The organism is Streptomyces sp. NTD107 (assembly GCF_059510435.1).
The window spans coordinates 110,035-125,265 of record NZ_JCAJZV010000002.1 but is presented as its reverse complement, the minus strand read 5'-3'; the positions used below and the strand labels follow the sequence as shown (position 1 = coordinate 125,265).

Below are 15,231 nucleotides of genomic sequence, written 5' to 3'. Positions count from 1 at the left end.
GTCCAAGAGTAGGGGCGGCGGAACGAAGCAAGGCCGAGACGGCCTTCTGGCGCGATGAGCCAGCCTATAGCACGTGCGTTCGATTCCCGGGCGGATTCCGCCATCTTCACTCGAAGGAGTGGTCCCGGATAGCGTGTGATCATGACGCAGCCCACCGCCGATCTCACCGGTCTGCACGGCGCCACCCAACGCCTGCTGACCGCCCTCGACGCCCTGGACGACACCGCGCTCACCGGCCCCAGCCAGCTGCCCGGCTGGACCCGGGGCCACCTCACCACCCACCTCGCCCGCAACGCCGACGCCCTCGTCAATGTGCTGGCCGGCCGCCCCATGTACCCCAGTGAAGGCGCCAGGGACGCCGAGATCGCGGCCGGCGCCGCCCGCCCGCCCGCCGAGCAGCGCGCCGACGTACGTACCACCGCCGCCGCCCTGGCCGACGCCTTCGCCGCGCTGCCCGCCGACCAGTGGCGTACCGTCGCCGAACTGCGCAACGGCGTCCGCGACACGCTCGCCTCCCTGCCGCTGCGCCGCTGGGTCGAGATCGAGCTCCACCACGTCGACCTCGGCATCGGCCGCACCGTCGACGACCTCCCCGGAGCCTTCACCGACCGCGCCGTCGACTACCTCACCCGCCGCTTCGAGGGCCACCCGGAACTGCCGCCCCTCGACCTGCGTGCCGAGGACGGCCGTGCCTGGTACAGCGGCGGCCACGACGGCACCCGGGTGGTGATCGCCGGCACCCCCACCGCCCTCGTCGGCTGGCTCTCCGGACGCACCACCGGCTCCGGCCTCACCGTCAGCGGGGGGCCGCTGCCCGTGCTGCCCCCGCTCTGACACACTGACCGCCATGTCGTACACCGGAAATGTCACGGTCGGCGGGCCGGCGGACGCCCATGAACTGGCCCGCCTGATCATCTCCAAGGTCGCGGTCGGCCCCATGAACAACAACGCCTATCTGCTGCGCTGCCGCGCCACCGGCGCCCAGCTGCTCATCGACGCAGCCGCCGAACCCGCCACCCTGCTGGAGCTCATCGGTGACGACGGCATCACCGCCGTCGTCACCACCCACCGGCACGGCGACCACTGGCAGGCCCTCGCCGAGGTGGTCGGCGCCACCGGCGCCACCACCTACGCCGGCCGCCCCGACACCGAAGGCATCCCGGTGGACACCGACGTCCCGCTGGAGGACGACGACACCATCACCTTCGGTGACATCGCTCTCACCGTACGCCGCCTCACCGGCCACACCCCCGGCTCCGTCGCCCTCGTCTACGACGACCCCGACGGCCACCCCCACCTGTTCACCGGCGACAGCCTCTTCCCCGGCGGCGTCGGCAACACCCACGGCGACCCGGCCGCCTTCGGCAGCCTCCTGCACGACGTGGAGACCCGGCTGTTCGCCACCCTTCCGGATGAGACCTGGGTCTATCCCGGACACGGCGCCGACACCACCCTCGGAGCCGAACGCCCCCAGCTCCCCGCCTGGCGCGAGCGCGGCTGGTAGCCGCCGGCGGGGCCCGTACACCCCCCCCGGACGGCCGCCGGGGTGACCATGAAGTGTCAGTCCCCGGCAGTAGGGTTGTGCACATGGCCGACCCCTCCAGCTACCGCCCGAAGCCGGGCGAGATCCCCGAAGAGCCGGGCGTCTACCGCTTCCGCGACCAGCACGGCCGGGTCATCTACGTGGGCAAGGCCAAGAGCCTCCGGCAGCGGCTGTCCTCCTACTTCCAGGACCTCTCCGGGCTGCACCCCAGGACCGCCACCATGGTCACCACCGCCGCCTCCGTGGAGTGGACCGTGGTCTCCACCGAGGTGGAGGCGCTCCAGCTGGAGTACACCTGGATCAAGGAGTACGACCCCCGCTTCAACGTCAAGTACCGCGACGACAAGAGCTATCCCTCGCTCGCCGTCACCATGAACGAGGAGTTCCCCCGCGCCCAGGTCATGCGCGGCCCCAAACGCAAGGGCGTACGGTACTTCGGCCCGTACGGCCACGCCTGGGCCATCCGCGAGACCGTCGACCTGCTGCTGCGGGTCTTCCCCGTACGCACCTGCTCCGCCGGCGTCTTCAAGCGCGCCCACCAGATCGGCCGCCCCTGTCTGCTCGGCTACATCGACAAGTGCTCCGCCCCCTGCACCGGCCGGGTCACCCCCGAGGAGCACCGTCAACTCGCCGAAGACTTCTGTGACTTCATGGCAGGCCGGACCGGCACCCATCTGCGCCGGCTGGAGAGCGAGATGGACGAGGCGTCACACGCCATGGAGTACGAGCGGGCCGGCCGGCTGCGCGACGACATCGAAGCGCTCAAGCGCGCCATGGAGAAGAACGCCGTCGTCCTCGCCGACGCCACCGACGCCGACCTCATCGCCCTCGCCGAGGACGAGCTGGAGGCGGCCGTCCAGATCTTCCACGTCCGCGGCGGCCGGGTGCGCGGCCAGCGCGGCTGGGTCACCGACAAGGTCGAGCACGTGGCCACCGGGCAGCTCGTCGAGCACGCCCTCCAGCAGCTGTACGGCGAGGAATGGGGGGACGAGGCCGGCGCCGGCGGCACCGGCGGCGTCCCGCGCGAGGTCCTTGTCCCCGTGCTCCCCGAGGCCGAGGCCGCCCTCACCGACTGGCTCGGCGAACGACGCGGCTCCCGGGTCAGCCTGCGGGTCCCGCAGCGCGGCGACAAGAAGGACCTGATGGCCACCGTGCAGCGCAACGCCGAGCAGGCGCTCGCCCTGCACAAGACCAAGCGCGCCTCCGACCTGACCACCCGGTCCCGGGCCCTGGAGGAGATCAGCGAGGCGCTCGGCCTGGACTCGGCGCCGCTGCGCATCGAGTGCTTCGACATCTCCCACCTCCAGGGCGAGGACGTGGTCGCCTCCATGGTCGTCTTCGAGGACGGCCTGGCCCGCAAGAGCGAGTACCGCCGCTTCCAGATCAAGAGCTTCGCCGGGCAGGACGACGTCCGCGCGATGCACGAGGTGATCTCGCGCCGCTTCCGCCGCTATCTGCGGGAGAAGGAGCAGAGCGGCGGCTGGGTCGAGGAGTCCCCGGAAACACCGGAGGGCGAGGAGAACGGCACCGGCAACGGCGCCCCCCGCGACGACGGCCGCCACGACGAGGCCCCCCACGAGGACGGCCACCGGGATGACGACGGCCGCCCCAAGCGCTTCGCCTACCCGCCGCAACTGGTGGTCGTCGACGGCGGCGCCCCCCAGGTGGCCGCCGCCCGGCGCGCCATGGACGAGCTGGGCATCGACGACGTGGCGGTGTGCGGCCTCGCCAAGCGGCTCGAAGAGGTCTGGCTGCCCGACGACAGCGACCCGGTGATCCTGCCCCGCACCAGCGAGGGGCTCTACCTGCTCCAGCGGGTCCGGGACGAGGCACACCGCTTCGCCATCCGCTATCAGCGCGGCAAACGGGCACAATCGATGAAGAAAGGGCCGCTGGACGCGGTCCCCGGACTCGGTGAGACCCGCAAGAAGGCGCTCCTGAAGCACTTCGGCTCCGTCAAGCGGCTGCGCGCCGCCTCGGTGGAGGAGATCTGCGAGGTCCCCGGCATAGGCCGGAAAACCGCCGAGACGGTGCTGGCCGCGCTCACCGAGAGCGGCCGGGCCGCCCCGGCCGTCAACACGGCCACCGGCGAGATCATCGAGGACTGAGCGCACCGCCGCCCCGCGCGGCGCGCGCCCGGCCGCACCGCACCGCAACCACACCACCCACACACCACACAACGGCGGGGGAAGAGAGATCATGACCGAACACAGCAGAGCCCCGGAACAGCCCGAACCCACCGTCAACGGAGCCGTCACCGCCAGTGAGGAGACCGGCCCCACCCCCGAACTCGTGATCATCTCCGGCATGTCCGGAGCCGGCCGCAGCACCGCCGCCAAGTGTCTGGAGGACCTCGGCTGGTTCGTGGTCGACAACCTGCCGCCCTCCCTCATCCCCACCATGGTCGATCTCGGCGCCCGCTCCCAGGGCAATGTCGCCCGGATCGCCGTGGTCGTGGACGTCCGGGGCCGCAGCTTCTTCGACAGCCTCCGCGAATCCCTCGCCGACCTGGACACCAAGTCCGTCACCCGGCGCGTGGTCTTCCTCGAAGCCTCCGACAACGCCCTCGTCCAGCGCTTCGAATCGGTGCGCCGCCCGCACCCCCTCCAGGGCGACGGCCGGATCGTGGACGGCATCGCCGCCGAACGCGATCTGCTCCGTGAACTGCGCGGCGACGCCGACCTGGTGATCGACACCTCCAACCTCAACGTGCACGAACTGCGCGCCAAGATGGACGCCCAGTTCACCAGCGGTGACGAACCGGAACTGCGCGCCACCGTGATGTCCTTCGGCTACAAGTACGGCCTGCCGGTGGACGCCGACCATGTGGTGGACTGCCGCTTCCTGCCCAACCCGCACTGGGTCCCCGAACTGCGGCCGTTCACCGGCACCAGCGAGGAGGTGGCCGGCTATGTCTTCGACCAGCCCGGCGCCAAGGAGTTCCTGGAGCGCTACGCCGAACTGCTGCACCTGGTCGCGGCCGGCTACCGGCGCGAGGGCAAGCGCTATGTGACCATCGCGGTCGGCTGCACCGGCGGCAAGCACCGCTCCGTCGCCGTCTCCGAACGCCTTGCCAAGGTGCTGGCCGCCGAAGGCATCGAAACCGTCGTCGTACACCGGGACATGGGGCGCGAATAACATGCCACGAAAGGCCGCCCGGCAGGGCCGGGACCCCGGGCGCGGACGCACCGTCATCCGCCGCATCGGCCGCGCGGGGCGCACCCCGCGGCGCGGAGCCCAGCCCAAAGTGGTCGCCCTGGGCGGCGGCATGGGCCTGTCCGCCTCGCTCACCGCGCTGCGCCGCATCACCGGCGATCTGACCGCCGTGGTCACCGTCGCCGACGACGGCGGCTCCAGCGGCCGGCTGCGCGACGAGCTGGGAGTGCTGCCGCCCGGCGACCTGCGCAAGGCGCTGGCCGCGCTGTGCGGCGACGACGACTGGGGCCGTACCTGGTCGGAGGTGGTCCAGCACCGCTTCAAGAGCGAGGGCGCGCTGCATGATCACGCGGTCGGCAATCTGTTGATCGTCGCACTGTGGGAACAACTGGGCGACCACGTCCAGGCGCTCGATCTGGTCGGCAAACTGCTGGGCGCGCACGGCCGGGTGCTGCCGATGTCGGCCGTGCCACTGGAGCTCGAAGCACTGGTACGGGGCCACGACACCGGCCGTCCGCAGGCGCTGAGCCGGGTACGCGGCCAGGCCACCGTCGCGCTGACCCCCGGCGAAGTGCTCCAGGTGGTGCTGGTGCCGCACGACCCGCCCGCCGTCCCGGAGGCGGTCCAGGCCGTGCTGGACGCGGACTGGGTGATCCTGGGCCCGGGTTCGTGGTTCTCCTCGGTGATCCCCCATCTGCTGGTGCCCGAACTGCTGGACGCGCTCATCCGTACCAAGGCCCGCAGGGTGCTTTCGCTCAACCTCGCACCCCAGCCCGGGGAAACTGATGGCTTCTCCCCGCAGCGTCATGTGGAGGTTTTGGTACAACACGCCCCTAAACTCGCCTTTGACGTGGTGCTGGCCGATCGGGCAGCGGTGCCCGACCAGGAGAGCCTGAGCCTGGCCGCAGAGCGGCTGGGGGCTTCGGTCCAGCTGGCCCCGGTGGCCGCCGCCGGTGATCCGCTCACCGGCGGCGGCTCCGCACGGCACGACCCGGAACTGCTGGCCACCGCGTATGACCGTATTTTTCGTATGCATGGAAGGATCGGCCCATGGCGATGACGGCCGCGGTGAAGGACGAGATCTCACGGCTCCCCGTCACCCGCACCTGCTGCCGCAAGTCGGAGGTGTCGTCGGTCCTGCGGTTCGCCGGCGGCCTGCACCTGGTCAGCGGGCGGATTGTGATCGAGGCGGAGCTGGACACCGGAATCGCCGCCCGCCGGCTGCGCCGGGACATCCTGGAGATCTTCGGACACTCCTCCGACCTGGTGGTGATGGCCCCCGGCGGGCTGCGGCGCGGCAGCCGCTACGTGGTGCGGGTGGTGGCCGGCGGCGATCAGCTGGCCCGGCAGACCGGCCTGGTGGACGGCCGGGGCCGCCCCATCCGGGGGCTCCCGCCGCAGGTGGTCTCCGGCGCCACCTGTGACGCCGAGGCCGCCTGGCGCGGCGCCTTCCTCGCGCACGGCTCGCTGACCGAGCCGGGCCGCTCCTCCTCCCTGGAGGTCACCTGCCCCGGCCCGGAGGCGGCGCTGGCCCTGGTGGGCGCCGCCCGCCGGCTCCAGATCGCCGCCAAGGCCCGCGAGGTGCGCAGCGTGGACCGCGTCGTCGTCCGGGACGGTGACGCGATCGGCGCGCTGTTGACCCGCCTCGGCGCGCACGAGTCCGTGCTGGCCTGGGAGGAGCGCCGGATGCGGCGCGAGGTGAAGGCCACCGCCAACCGGCTGGCCAACTTCGACGACGCCAATCTGCGCCGCTCGGCCCGCGCCGCCGTGGCGGCCGGGGTCCGGGTGCAGCGGGCGCTGGAGATCCTCGGCGAGGAGGTCCCCGAGCACCTGGCGGCGGCCGGCCGGCTGCGCATGGAGCACAAGCAGGCGTCCCTGGAGGAGCTGGGCGCGCTCGCCGACCCGCCGCTGACCAAGGACGCGGTCGCCGGCCGGATCCGCAGGCTGCTGGCGATGGCCGACAAGCGGGCCCAGGACCTCGGCGTCCCGGGCACCGAGTCGAATCTCACCGAGGAAATGGTCGGCTGACCCCGGCCCTGCCGCCGGTCCCCGCCCCCGCCCCCGGCCGATGTCACCGCCCGGATCCCGGCGCGGTAGGCTCGGCGGAGGTCGGGGACGTCCCATACAGCATCGCCGGAATCCGCATCCGGCTACCAACGAGGAGATCGGTTCGTGACGATCCGCGTAGGAATCAACGGCTTTGGCCGTATCGGCCGCAACTACTTCCGCGCGCTCCTTGAGCAGGGTGCAGATGTCCAGGTCGTTGGCGTCAACGACCTGACCGACAACGCCACCCTGGTTCATCTGCTGAAGTACGACAGCGTCCTCGGCCGCCTCAAGGAAGAGGTGAGCCACACCGAGGACACCATCACGGTGGGCAACCAGACCTTCAAGACCCTGGCGGAGCGCGACCCCGCGAACCTGCCGTGGGCCGAGCTGGGCGCCGACATCGTCATCGAGTCCACCGGCATCTTCACCAAGCGCGAGGACGCCGCCAAGCACATCGCCGCCGGCGCCAAGAAGGTCCTGATCTCCGCCCCGGCGAAGAACGAGGACGTGACCATCGTCCTGGGCGTCAACCAGGACGACTACGACCCGGCGAAGCACGACATCATCTCCAACGCCTCCTGCACCACCAACTGTGTGGCGCCGATGGCGAAGGTCCTGGACGAGAGCTTCGGCATCGTCAAGGGCCTGATGACCACGATCCACGCGTACACCAACGACCAGCGGATCCTGGACTTCCCGCACAGCGACCCGCGCCGGGCCCGTGCCGCCGCGATCAACGTCATCCCGACCACCACCGGTGCCGCCAAGGCCACCGCCCTGGTGCTCCCGCAGCTCAAGGGCAAGCTGGACGGCATCTCGATGCGCGTCCCGGTGCCCACCGGCTCGGTCACCGACCTGGTCGTCGACCTGGACCGCGATGTCACCATCGAAGAGGTCAACGCCGCCTTCCAGGCCGCCGCCTCCGGTGAGCTCAAGGGCATCCTGGACTACACCGAGGACGCCATCGTCTCCTCGGACATCGTGAACTGGCCCGCGTCCTGCACCTTCGACGCCCAGCTCACCATGGTCCAGGGCAACCAGGTCAAGATCGTCGGCTGGTACGACAACGAGTGGGGCTACTCCAACCGCCTCGTCGACCTGACCGTCTTCGTCGGCGAGCGCCTGTGACCCGCTGATCGTTTCCACGATCGGCAGCAGGCCACAGCGGTTGTACGGGCACCGGCCGTCCGGCCGGCCCCCGCCCCGACACGCAGGGCCCGCGAGCCGCGCAGCACGCGCGTCGCGGGCCCTGCTGTGTGGGGCGGGGCCGCCGAACCCGGCTCCGGCGCGGGCCCGCCCTTTCACGAGGAGCGCAGCACAGATATGAAGACGATTGACGATCTTGAGGTGGCCGGGCGGCGGGTCTTCGTCCGCGCCGACCTCAATGTCCCGCTGGAAGGCGGGAAGATCACCGACGACGGCCGGATCAGGGCCGCCGTCCCGACGATCCGGAAGCTGGCCGCGGCCGGCGCCAAGGTGATCGTCGCCTCCCACCTCGGCCGCCCCAAGGGCGCGCCCGACCCGGCGTTCTCGCTGGCACCGGTCGCCGCCCGGCTCGGCGAACTGCTCGCCACCCCGGTGGCGTTCGCCGCCGACACGGTCGGCGACAGCGCCCGTACCACCGTGGCGGGCCTGGCCGACGGCCAGGTGGCGCTGCTGGAGAACCTGCGCTTCAACCCGGGCGAGACCAGCAAGGACGACGCCGAGCGCGGCGCCTTCGCCGACCAGCTGGCCCAGCTCGCGGACGCGTACGTCGGCGACGGCTTCGGTGCCGTGCACCGCAAGCACGCCTCGGTGTACGACCTCCCGGCCCGGCTGCCGCACGCCGCCGGCGGGCTGATCGAGAGCGAGCTGGGCGTACTCAAGCAGCTCACCGAGGACGTACGCCGCCCCTACGCGGTGATCCTCGGCGGTGCCAAGGTCTCCGACAAGCTCGGCGTCATCGACCATCTGCTGGAGCGCGCCGACCGGATTCTGATCGGCGGCGGCATGGTGTTCACCTTCCTCAAGGCCCAGGGCCACGAGGTCGGCAGCTCGCTGCTCCAGGAGGACCAGCTGCCCGTGGTGCGCGAGTATCTGCGCCGGGCGGCCGAGCGGGGCGTGGAGTTCGTGCTGCCGGTGGACGTGGTGGTGGCCGAGAGGTTCCCCGATCTGGCCACCAAGGCGCCCGCGCACCCCACCGTGGTGCCGGCCGACGCCATCCCGGCCGGTGTGATGGGCCTGGACATCGGCCCGCGCACCACCGAGCTGTACGCGGCCAAGCTCGCCGACGCCGCGACCGTCTTCTGGAACGGCCCGATGGGTGTCTTCGAGCACCCGGACTTCGCGGCCGGCACCCGGGCGGTCACCCAGGCGCTGCTGGACTCGCCCGCCTTCACCGTGGTCGGCGGCGGTGACTCGGCGGCGGCGGTGCGCATCCTGGGCTTCGACGAGACGGCGTTCGGCCACATCTCGACCGGGGGCGGCGCCAGCCTCGAATACCTGGAGGGCAAGACCCTCCCCGGCCTTGCCGCACTGGAGGACTGAACCATGGCACGTACCCCGTTGATGGCGGGCAACTGGAAGATGAACCTCAACCACCTTGAGGCCATCGCCCATCTCCAGAAGCTGGCCTTCGCCCTGTCGGACAAGGACTTCGACGCGGTGGAGGTGGCCGTACTGCCGCCGTTCACCGATCTGCGCACGGTGCAGACCCTGGTCGACGGCGACAAACTCAAGATCAAGTACGGCGCCCAGGACATCTCGGCGCACGACTCCGGCGCGTACACCGGGGAGATCTCCGGCGCGATGCTCGCCAAGCTGAGGTGTACGTACGCGGTGATCGGCCACTCCGAGCGCCGGCAGTACCACGGCGAGGACGACGCCACCTGCAACGCCAAGGTCAAGGCCGCCTACCGGCACGAACTCACCCCGATCCTGTGCGTCGGGGAGGGTCTGGAGATCCGCAAGGCGGGCGGGCAGGTCGCGCACACGCTGGCCCAGCTGGACGGCGCGCTCAAGGACATCCCGGCGGAGCAGGCGGCGACCATCGTGATCGCCTATGAGCCGGTGTGGGCGATCGGGACCGGCGAGGTGGCCACCCCCGAGGACGCCCAGGAGGTGTGCGGGGCGATCCGTGCCCGGCTGGCGGAGCTGTACGACGCCGAGCTGGCGGACGGCGTCCGCATCCAGTACGGCGGCTCGGTGAAGTCCGGCAATGTGGCGGCGATCATGGCGCAGCCCGATGTGGACGGCGCCCTGGTGGGCGGTGCGGCGCTGGACGCCGAGGAGTTCACCAAGATCGTCAGGTTCCGCGACCAGTAACGCTTTGGCCGTGGACTAGCGATACCCTGTCCGGGGGCCGGACCGGAGACGTCCCGCGTCTCCACCCGGCCCCCGACGCCCTGTACATTGTGTGTGTCCATCCGTCCGAGAGAGTTGGTCCCAGTCGTGGAATTGGCGCTCCAGATCGCCCTGATCGTCTTCAGCTTCCTGTTGGGGCTGCTTGTGCTGATGCACAAGGGGAAGGGCGGCGGCCTCTCCGACATGTTCGGTGGCGGCATGCAGTCCTCGGTGGGCGGTTCATCGGTCGCCGAACGCAACCTTGACCGGATCACCGTGATCGTCGGGCTCGCTTGGTTTGTGATCATCGTGCTGCTCGGTCTGCAGATGAAGTCCTGAACCACCGCACGTCCCCGCGTGAGCGGGGACGGTCCCGGTTCTTCGTAACTCGGGCACTGGACGTGCGTTGAGCCTTGCATAGACTGAGGCGACTTCTTAGCACGTGTAGTGAGGCAGGGAGTTACGACAGTGGCAGGTGGCAACGCGATCCGGGGCAGCCGGGTCGGCGCGGGGCCCATGGGCGAGGCCGAACGGGGCGAATCCGCGCCACGGCTGCGGGTCTCCTTCTGGTGCGCCAACGGACACGAGACACAACCGAGCTTCGCCAGCGACGCACAGATCCCGGACACCTGGGACTGCCAGCGCTGCGGCTTCCCCGCCGGCCCCGAACGCGAGGCCCCCCCGGCCCCGCCCCGCACGGAGCCGTACAAGACCCACCTGGCCTACGTCCGCGAACGCCGCAGCGCGGCGGACGGCGAGGCCATCCTGGCGGAGGCGCTGGCGAAACTGCGCGGCGAGATCTGACCCCTGGCCCCGGTCGCCCGTCGCTCATGCGTCTTTACGGTGTGGACATATGCGCTGATCATCTTTACGATTTACGCTCATGTGGTCGCGGCGTGTGACGTATGGGGTGGGAGCGGGCTCAGTGGCCCGCGCGGTGTTGGTACTACTGCTGGGCGCTGCCCTGTCGCTCGGCCTGACGGCCGGACCGGCGGTCGCCGGGGAGCGGACGGCGGCGCAGGGGGAGCTGGCGGCGCCGGACATCTTCTCGGCGGAGTATCCGGAGATTGATTCGGACGATCCGCTCGATCCGTGGTGGGACGGCGTGGGCAAGCCCAGTGTGATCACCATCAGCTCGCCCGATCCGGAGGCGGATCTCTTCTGGTACGGGATCAACAGCGATCCGACGGAACGCAACAGCATCCGTACGGTCGCCGGCGCCCCCAGGACCTTCCTGTTCACGCCCGACCAGCCTGGTCTGCATTTGATCATGGTGCGTGCCTTTGACACCTCGCGCACCAAGAACCCTTCGCCGATCCGTATCTACCGGGTGAAGGTGAGCGCCGGCGAACCACCCCGGCTGATCTGGGACATGACGGAGTCCGCCGAGGCGAGCGCCGTCACCGCCCAGGCCGAGCCCCGGCGGGCCGTCATCCGTGGCCGGGTCACCCTCGGCACCCCCGGCGTCAGCGGCGATGGTGCGCGGTTCGACGGGCAGGGCGGGTACGCGGCCACCACCCACCCGGTGGTGGACACCTCCCGCAGTTTCTCCGTCTCCTTCTGGGCCCGGCTTCCCGAGGAGGGAATCGACCGGGCCATGGTGCCAGTGGCGCAGGGAGGTGCCCGGGGTAGTGGGATCGAGTTCACCGCGCGGCCGGGAGCGGACGGCTGGAGCTTCTCCGGTGCCGTTGACAGCGCCAAGGGCGCCGAACGCGCCGAGGCCGGGCAGGGGGAGCCCGCCGCCCTGGGGGTCTGGACCCACGTCACCGGAGTCCATGACGCGGCGGCCCGGCGACTGCTGCTCTACGTCGACGGAAAGCCCGCCGGATCGGTGCCGTTCACCACGCCCTGGGACATGCGCGGTGGCGTGGTCCTCGGTGCCGCGCTCGATGTCAGCACGCTCCGGGACCACTTCGCCGGAGATCTCGACGAGGTGCGGTTCTACGACTATGCCCTGAGCGCCGGCCAGGTCGCCGACCTCGGCGCTCATCAGCCTCTCGATGACGGTGCGCGGCCCGCCAAGATGCTGTGGGCCATGGAGGAAGCCTACGGTGCCACCGCCCTGGTGGGGCGGAGCGAGCCGGTCTCCGCAGCCCTGTACGGCGCGGCCCGGGCCGGGGTACCGGCCCGTAAGGACACGGTGCTCGAACTGGACGGGGCGACCGGGTACGCCGCGACCGACCGGCCCGTCCTGGACACCGCACGCTCCCACACGGTCGCCGGCTGGGTCCGGCTCGACGAGCGGGCCCAGGACGCCGTCCTGATCGCGCTGAACGGAACACACCAGGCGGCGATCGCCCTCGGCTTCGACGAAAAGGACGGCTGGTCCGTCCGGCGAGCCGGCCGGGACACCGCCGATGCCTTGGTCACCAGCGTCGCCGCCGGTGCGGGCGCCGTCGACCCCACCGAATGGACTCATCTCATCGGGGTATTCGACGCCCACACCGGGGAACTGCGGCTGTACGTGAACGGCGAGCGGGTCGGTACCGCGGCCGTCGACGCCGGGTTCACCGCGACCGGGCGGGTCACCATCGGGGCGGCCGACGGACCCGCCGGAGCGGTGCGCCACCTCGACGGACAGGTGGATGACGTGCGCTTCTACGACCGGAACTCCACCGACTACCAGGCCCGTCAGCTCTACTACGTCAGCCAGCCGTGAACACGGGCGGGTGGCACGTCGTGCCGTCGGTCGATCGGCTAGCTTGGGCAAAGTGACTGAGAACAACAACGGCGCCGGTCGTCGTGGCAGGCTGGATCGTTCGGAAGAGTGGCGGGCGCTCGGGGAGCATCGGGTGGCGCTGGGGGAGTCCTCGCTCCGGGAGCTGTTCGCCAAGGATCCGGCACGGGCCCAGCGGTACGTGCTCGATGTCGGTGATCTTCATGTGGACTTCTCCAAGCAGTTGGTGACGGACGAGACGCTGCGGCTGCTGCGCGAGCTGGCCGCCTCCCGGGGGGTGGCCGAGCTGCGGGACGCCATGTTCCGGGGCGAGCGCATCAACACCACCGAGGACCGGGCCGTACTGCACACCGCGCTGCGCGCGCCCCGGGGCGCTGTGGTCGAGGCCGACGGGGAGAACGTCGTACCGGGCGTGCACGCGGTGCTCGACAAGATGGCCGCCTTCGCCGACCGGGTGCGGTCGGGGGAGTGGCGCGGGCACACCGGGGAGCGGATCACCACCGTCGTCAACATCGGCATCGGAGGCTCCGATCTGGGGCCCGCGATGGCGTACGAGGCGCTGCGGCCGTTCACCGCGCGGGAGATCGGCTTCCGGTTCGTCTCCAATGTGGACGGCGCCGATCTGCACGAGGCGGTGCGCGATCTCGATCCGGCGCGCACCCTGTTCATCGTCGCGTCCAAGACCTTCACCACCATTGAGACCATCACCAACGCCACTTCCGCCCGGCGGTGGCTGCTCGACGGGCTGGGCGGGGACGCGTCGGCCGTCGCCCGGCATTTCGTCGCCGTGTCGACCAACGGCGCCAAGGTCGCCGAGTTCGGCATCGACACCGACAACATGTTTGAGTTCTGGGACTGGGTCGGCGGGCGCTACTCCTACGACTCGGCCATCGGGCTGTCCCTGATGATCGCGATCGGGCCGGAGCGGTTCCGCGAGATGCTCGACGGGTTTCATCTGGTCGATGAACACTTCCGTACGGCCCCGGCCGAGGAGAATGTGCCGCTGCTGCTCGGGCTGCTCGGTGTCTGGTACGGGGCGTTCCACGACGCCCAGTCACATGCCGTGCTGCCCTACAGTCACTACCTGTCGAAGTTCACCGCGTATCTCCAGCAGCTCGACATGGAGTCCAACGGCAAGCGGGTGGACCGGCAGGGCGAGCCGGTGAGCTGGCAGACCGGGCCGGTGGTGTGGGGGACGCCGGGCACCAACGGGCAGCACGCCTACTTCCAGCTGCTGCATCAGGGGACCAAGGTCATTCCGGCCGATCTGCTGGGCTTTGCCCGTCCCGTCGCCGAGCTGGCGCCCGAACTGAGCGCTCAGCACGATCTCCTGATGGCGAATCTCTTCGCCCAGGGGCAGGCCCTCGCCTTCGGCAAGACCGCCGAGGAAGTGCGGGAGGAGGGCGTCGCCGAGGAGCTGGTGCCGCACCGGACGTTCCCGGGGAACAAGCCCACCACCACCATCCTGGCCACCGAACTGTCCCCGTCGGTGCTGGGCCAGCTGATCGCCCTGTACGAGCACAAGGTGTTCGTCCAGGGCGCCGTCTGGGACATCGACTCCTTCGACCAGTGGGGAGTCGAGCTGGGGAAGGTGCTGGCCAGGCGGGTGGAGCCCGCGCTCAGCGAGGGGGCCGAGGTGCCCGGTCTCGATGCCTCCACCGCCGGTCTGGTCGCCCGGTACCGCGAGCTGCGCGGGAGATGACCCCCGCCCCCGGCGGCGGCCCGGTCAGGCCGTCGCCGGGGGGTACAGCTGCGGCGGCAGCGCCGAGGCCGCCGCGCGGTCCAGCAGCCACAGGGTGCGGCTGCGCCCGTACGCGCCGGCCGCCGGTGCCTGGAGCTCGCCAGGGCCGGACAGCGCGATCCGCGCCGCCTCGGCCTTGTCCTCGCCGGCCGCCAGCAGCCACACCTCGCGTGCGGTGCGGATGGCCGGCAGGGTGAGCGTGATCCGGGTGGGCGGCGGCTTGGGGGCGCCGTGCACCGCCACCACCGGGCGTTCCCTCTCGTGCAGCGCCGGGTGCTCGGGGAACAGCGACGCCACATGGGTGTCCGGGCCCACCCCCAGCAGGAGTACGTCGAACAGGGGTACGTCGCCGTGGTTCAGCGTCCCGCGCGCTGTCGCCAGTTCCGCCGCGTAGCCCTCCGCCGCCGCCTCCACGTCGCTGCCCCACGGGCCGTCCGAGGCCGGCATCGGGTGGATACGGGTGGGGTCCACCGGGACATGGTCCAGGAGGGCCGAGCGGGCCTGCACCTCGTTGCGGTCCGGGTCCCCGGCCGGGAGGAAGCGCTCGTCGCCCCACCACAGGTCCAGCCGCGCCCAGTCCACCGCGTCCCGCGCCGGGGACTGGGCCAGCGCCGCCAGCAGACCGTTGCCGTTGCGGCCACCGGTCAGCACCACCGACGCCGCGCCGCGCGCCGCCTGGGCGTCCACGATCTTCGTGATCAGCCGGGCGGCGGCGGCCTGCGCCATCAGTTCCTTGTCGCGGTG

Annotated in this window: 14 protein-coding genes; 13 read left to right on the top strand and 1 reads right to left on the bottom strand. The window is 71.0% G+C overall.

The features are described from left to right. The first annotated feature begins 141 nt into the window (after positions 1 to 141). From AC5WRL_RS04300 to pgi, 13 genes are all read left to right on the top strand, one after another. Complete coding sequence (locus tag AC5WRL_RS04300) at positions 142 to 834, top strand: maleylpyruvate isomerase family mycothiol-dependent enzyme (RefSeq protein WP_496086921.1); 693 nt, start codon at positions 142 to 144, stop codon at positions 832 to 834. A gap of 13 nt (positions 835 to 847) precedes the next feature. After that, complete coding sequence (locus tag AC5WRL_RS04295) at positions 848 to 1,504, top strand: MBL fold metallo-hydrolase (protein WP_496086920.1); 657 nt, start codon at positions 848 to 850, stop codon at positions 1,502 to 1,504. 83 nt (positions 1,505 to 1,587) lie between these two features. After that, a complete protein-coding gene (gene uvrC, locus AC5WRL_RS04290) occupies positions 1,588 to 3,651 on the top strand; it encodes an excinuclease ABC subunit UvrC (protein ID WP_496086919.1) in 2,064 nt (687 codons plus the stop codon). Positions 3,652 to 3,742: 91 nt separating this feature from the next. After that, the gene (gene rapZ / locus AC5WRL_RS04285; protein WP_496086918.1) at positions 3,743 to 4,681 is read left to right on the top strand and encodes an RNase adapter RapZ; all 939 of its coding nucleotides are present in this window, start codon (positions 3,743 to 3,745) and stop codon (positions 4,679 to 4,681) included. Position 4,682: 1 nt separating this feature from the next. After that, positions 4,683 to 5,759, top strand: coding sequence for a gluconeogenesis factor YvcK family protein (locus AC5WRL_RS04280; protein ID WP_496086917.1), 1,077 nt, complete (start codon positions 4,683 to 4,685; stop codon positions 5,757 to 5,759). Beyond that, on the top strand, positions 5,750 to 6,727 hold the full coding sequence (whiA, locus tag AC5WRL_RS04275; RefSeq protein ID WP_496086916.1) for a DNA-binding protein WhiA: 978 nt from the start codon (positions 5,750 to 5,752) through the stop codon (positions 6,725 to 6,727). Before AC5WRL_RS04280 ends, whiA begins: the two co-directional genes overlap by 10 nt. Before the next feature lie 144 nt (positions 6,728 to 6,871). Beyond that, complete coding sequence (gene gap, locus AC5WRL_RS04270; protein ID WP_496086915.1) at positions 6,872 to 7,876, top strand: type I glyceraldehyde-3-phosphate dehydrogenase; 1,005 nt, start codon at positions 6,872 to 6,874, stop codon at positions 7,874 to 7,876. A 195-nt stretch (positions 7,877 to 8,071) separates the two neighbouring features. After that, the gene (locus AC5WRL_RS04265; protein WP_496086914.1) at positions 8,072 to 9,274 is read left to right on the top strand and encodes a phosphoglycerate kinase; all 1,203 of its coding nucleotides are present in this window, start codon (positions 8,072 to 8,074) and stop codon (positions 9,272 to 9,274) included. A 3-nt stretch (positions 9,275 to 9,277) separates the two neighbouring features. Further along, the gene (tpiA, locus tag AC5WRL_RS04260; protein ID WP_496086913.1) at positions 9,278 to 10,051 is read left to right on the top strand and encodes a triose-phosphate isomerase; all 774 of its coding nucleotides are present in this window, start codon (positions 9,278 to 9,280) and stop codon (positions 10,049 to 10,051) included. Positions 10,052 to 10,183: 132 nt separating this feature from the next. Beyond that, complete coding sequence (gene secG / locus AC5WRL_RS04255; RefSeq protein WP_375878650.1) at positions 10,184 to 10,408, top strand: preprotein translocase subunit SecG; 225 nt, start codon at positions 10,184 to 10,186, stop codon at positions 10,406 to 10,408. Positions 10,409 to 10,537: 129 nt separating this feature from the next. After that, complete coding sequence (locus tag AC5WRL_RS04250; protein ID WP_019433819.1) at positions 10,538 to 10,873, top strand: RNA polymerase-binding protein RbpA; 336 nt, start codon at positions 10,538 to 10,540, stop codon at positions 10,871 to 10,873. Positions 10,874 to 10,994: 121 nt separating this feature from the next. Next, on the top strand, positions 10,995 to 12,728 hold the full coding sequence (locus AC5WRL_RS04245; protein WP_496086912.1) for a LamG domain-containing protein: 1,734 nt from the start codon (positions 10,995 to 10,997) through the stop codon (positions 12,726 to 12,728). A 52-nt stretch (positions 12,729 to 12,780) separates the two neighbouring features. After that, on the top strand, positions 12,781 to 14,448 hold the full coding sequence (gene pgi / locus AC5WRL_RS04240; protein WP_496086911.1) for a glucose-6-phosphate isomerase: 1,668 nt from the start codon (positions 12,781 to 12,783) through the stop codon (positions 14,446 to 14,448). Positions 14,449 to 14,472: 24 nt separating this feature from the next. Here the strand turns inward: pgi and pgl are convergent, their stop codons facing one another. Then, entirely contained in the window at positions 14,473 to 15,213 is a 741-nt protein-coding gene (pgl, locus tag AC5WRL_RS04235) for a 6-phosphogluconolactonase (RefSeq protein WP_496087512.1), read from the bottom strand. Positions 15,214 to 15,231: the final 18 nt, after the last annotated feature.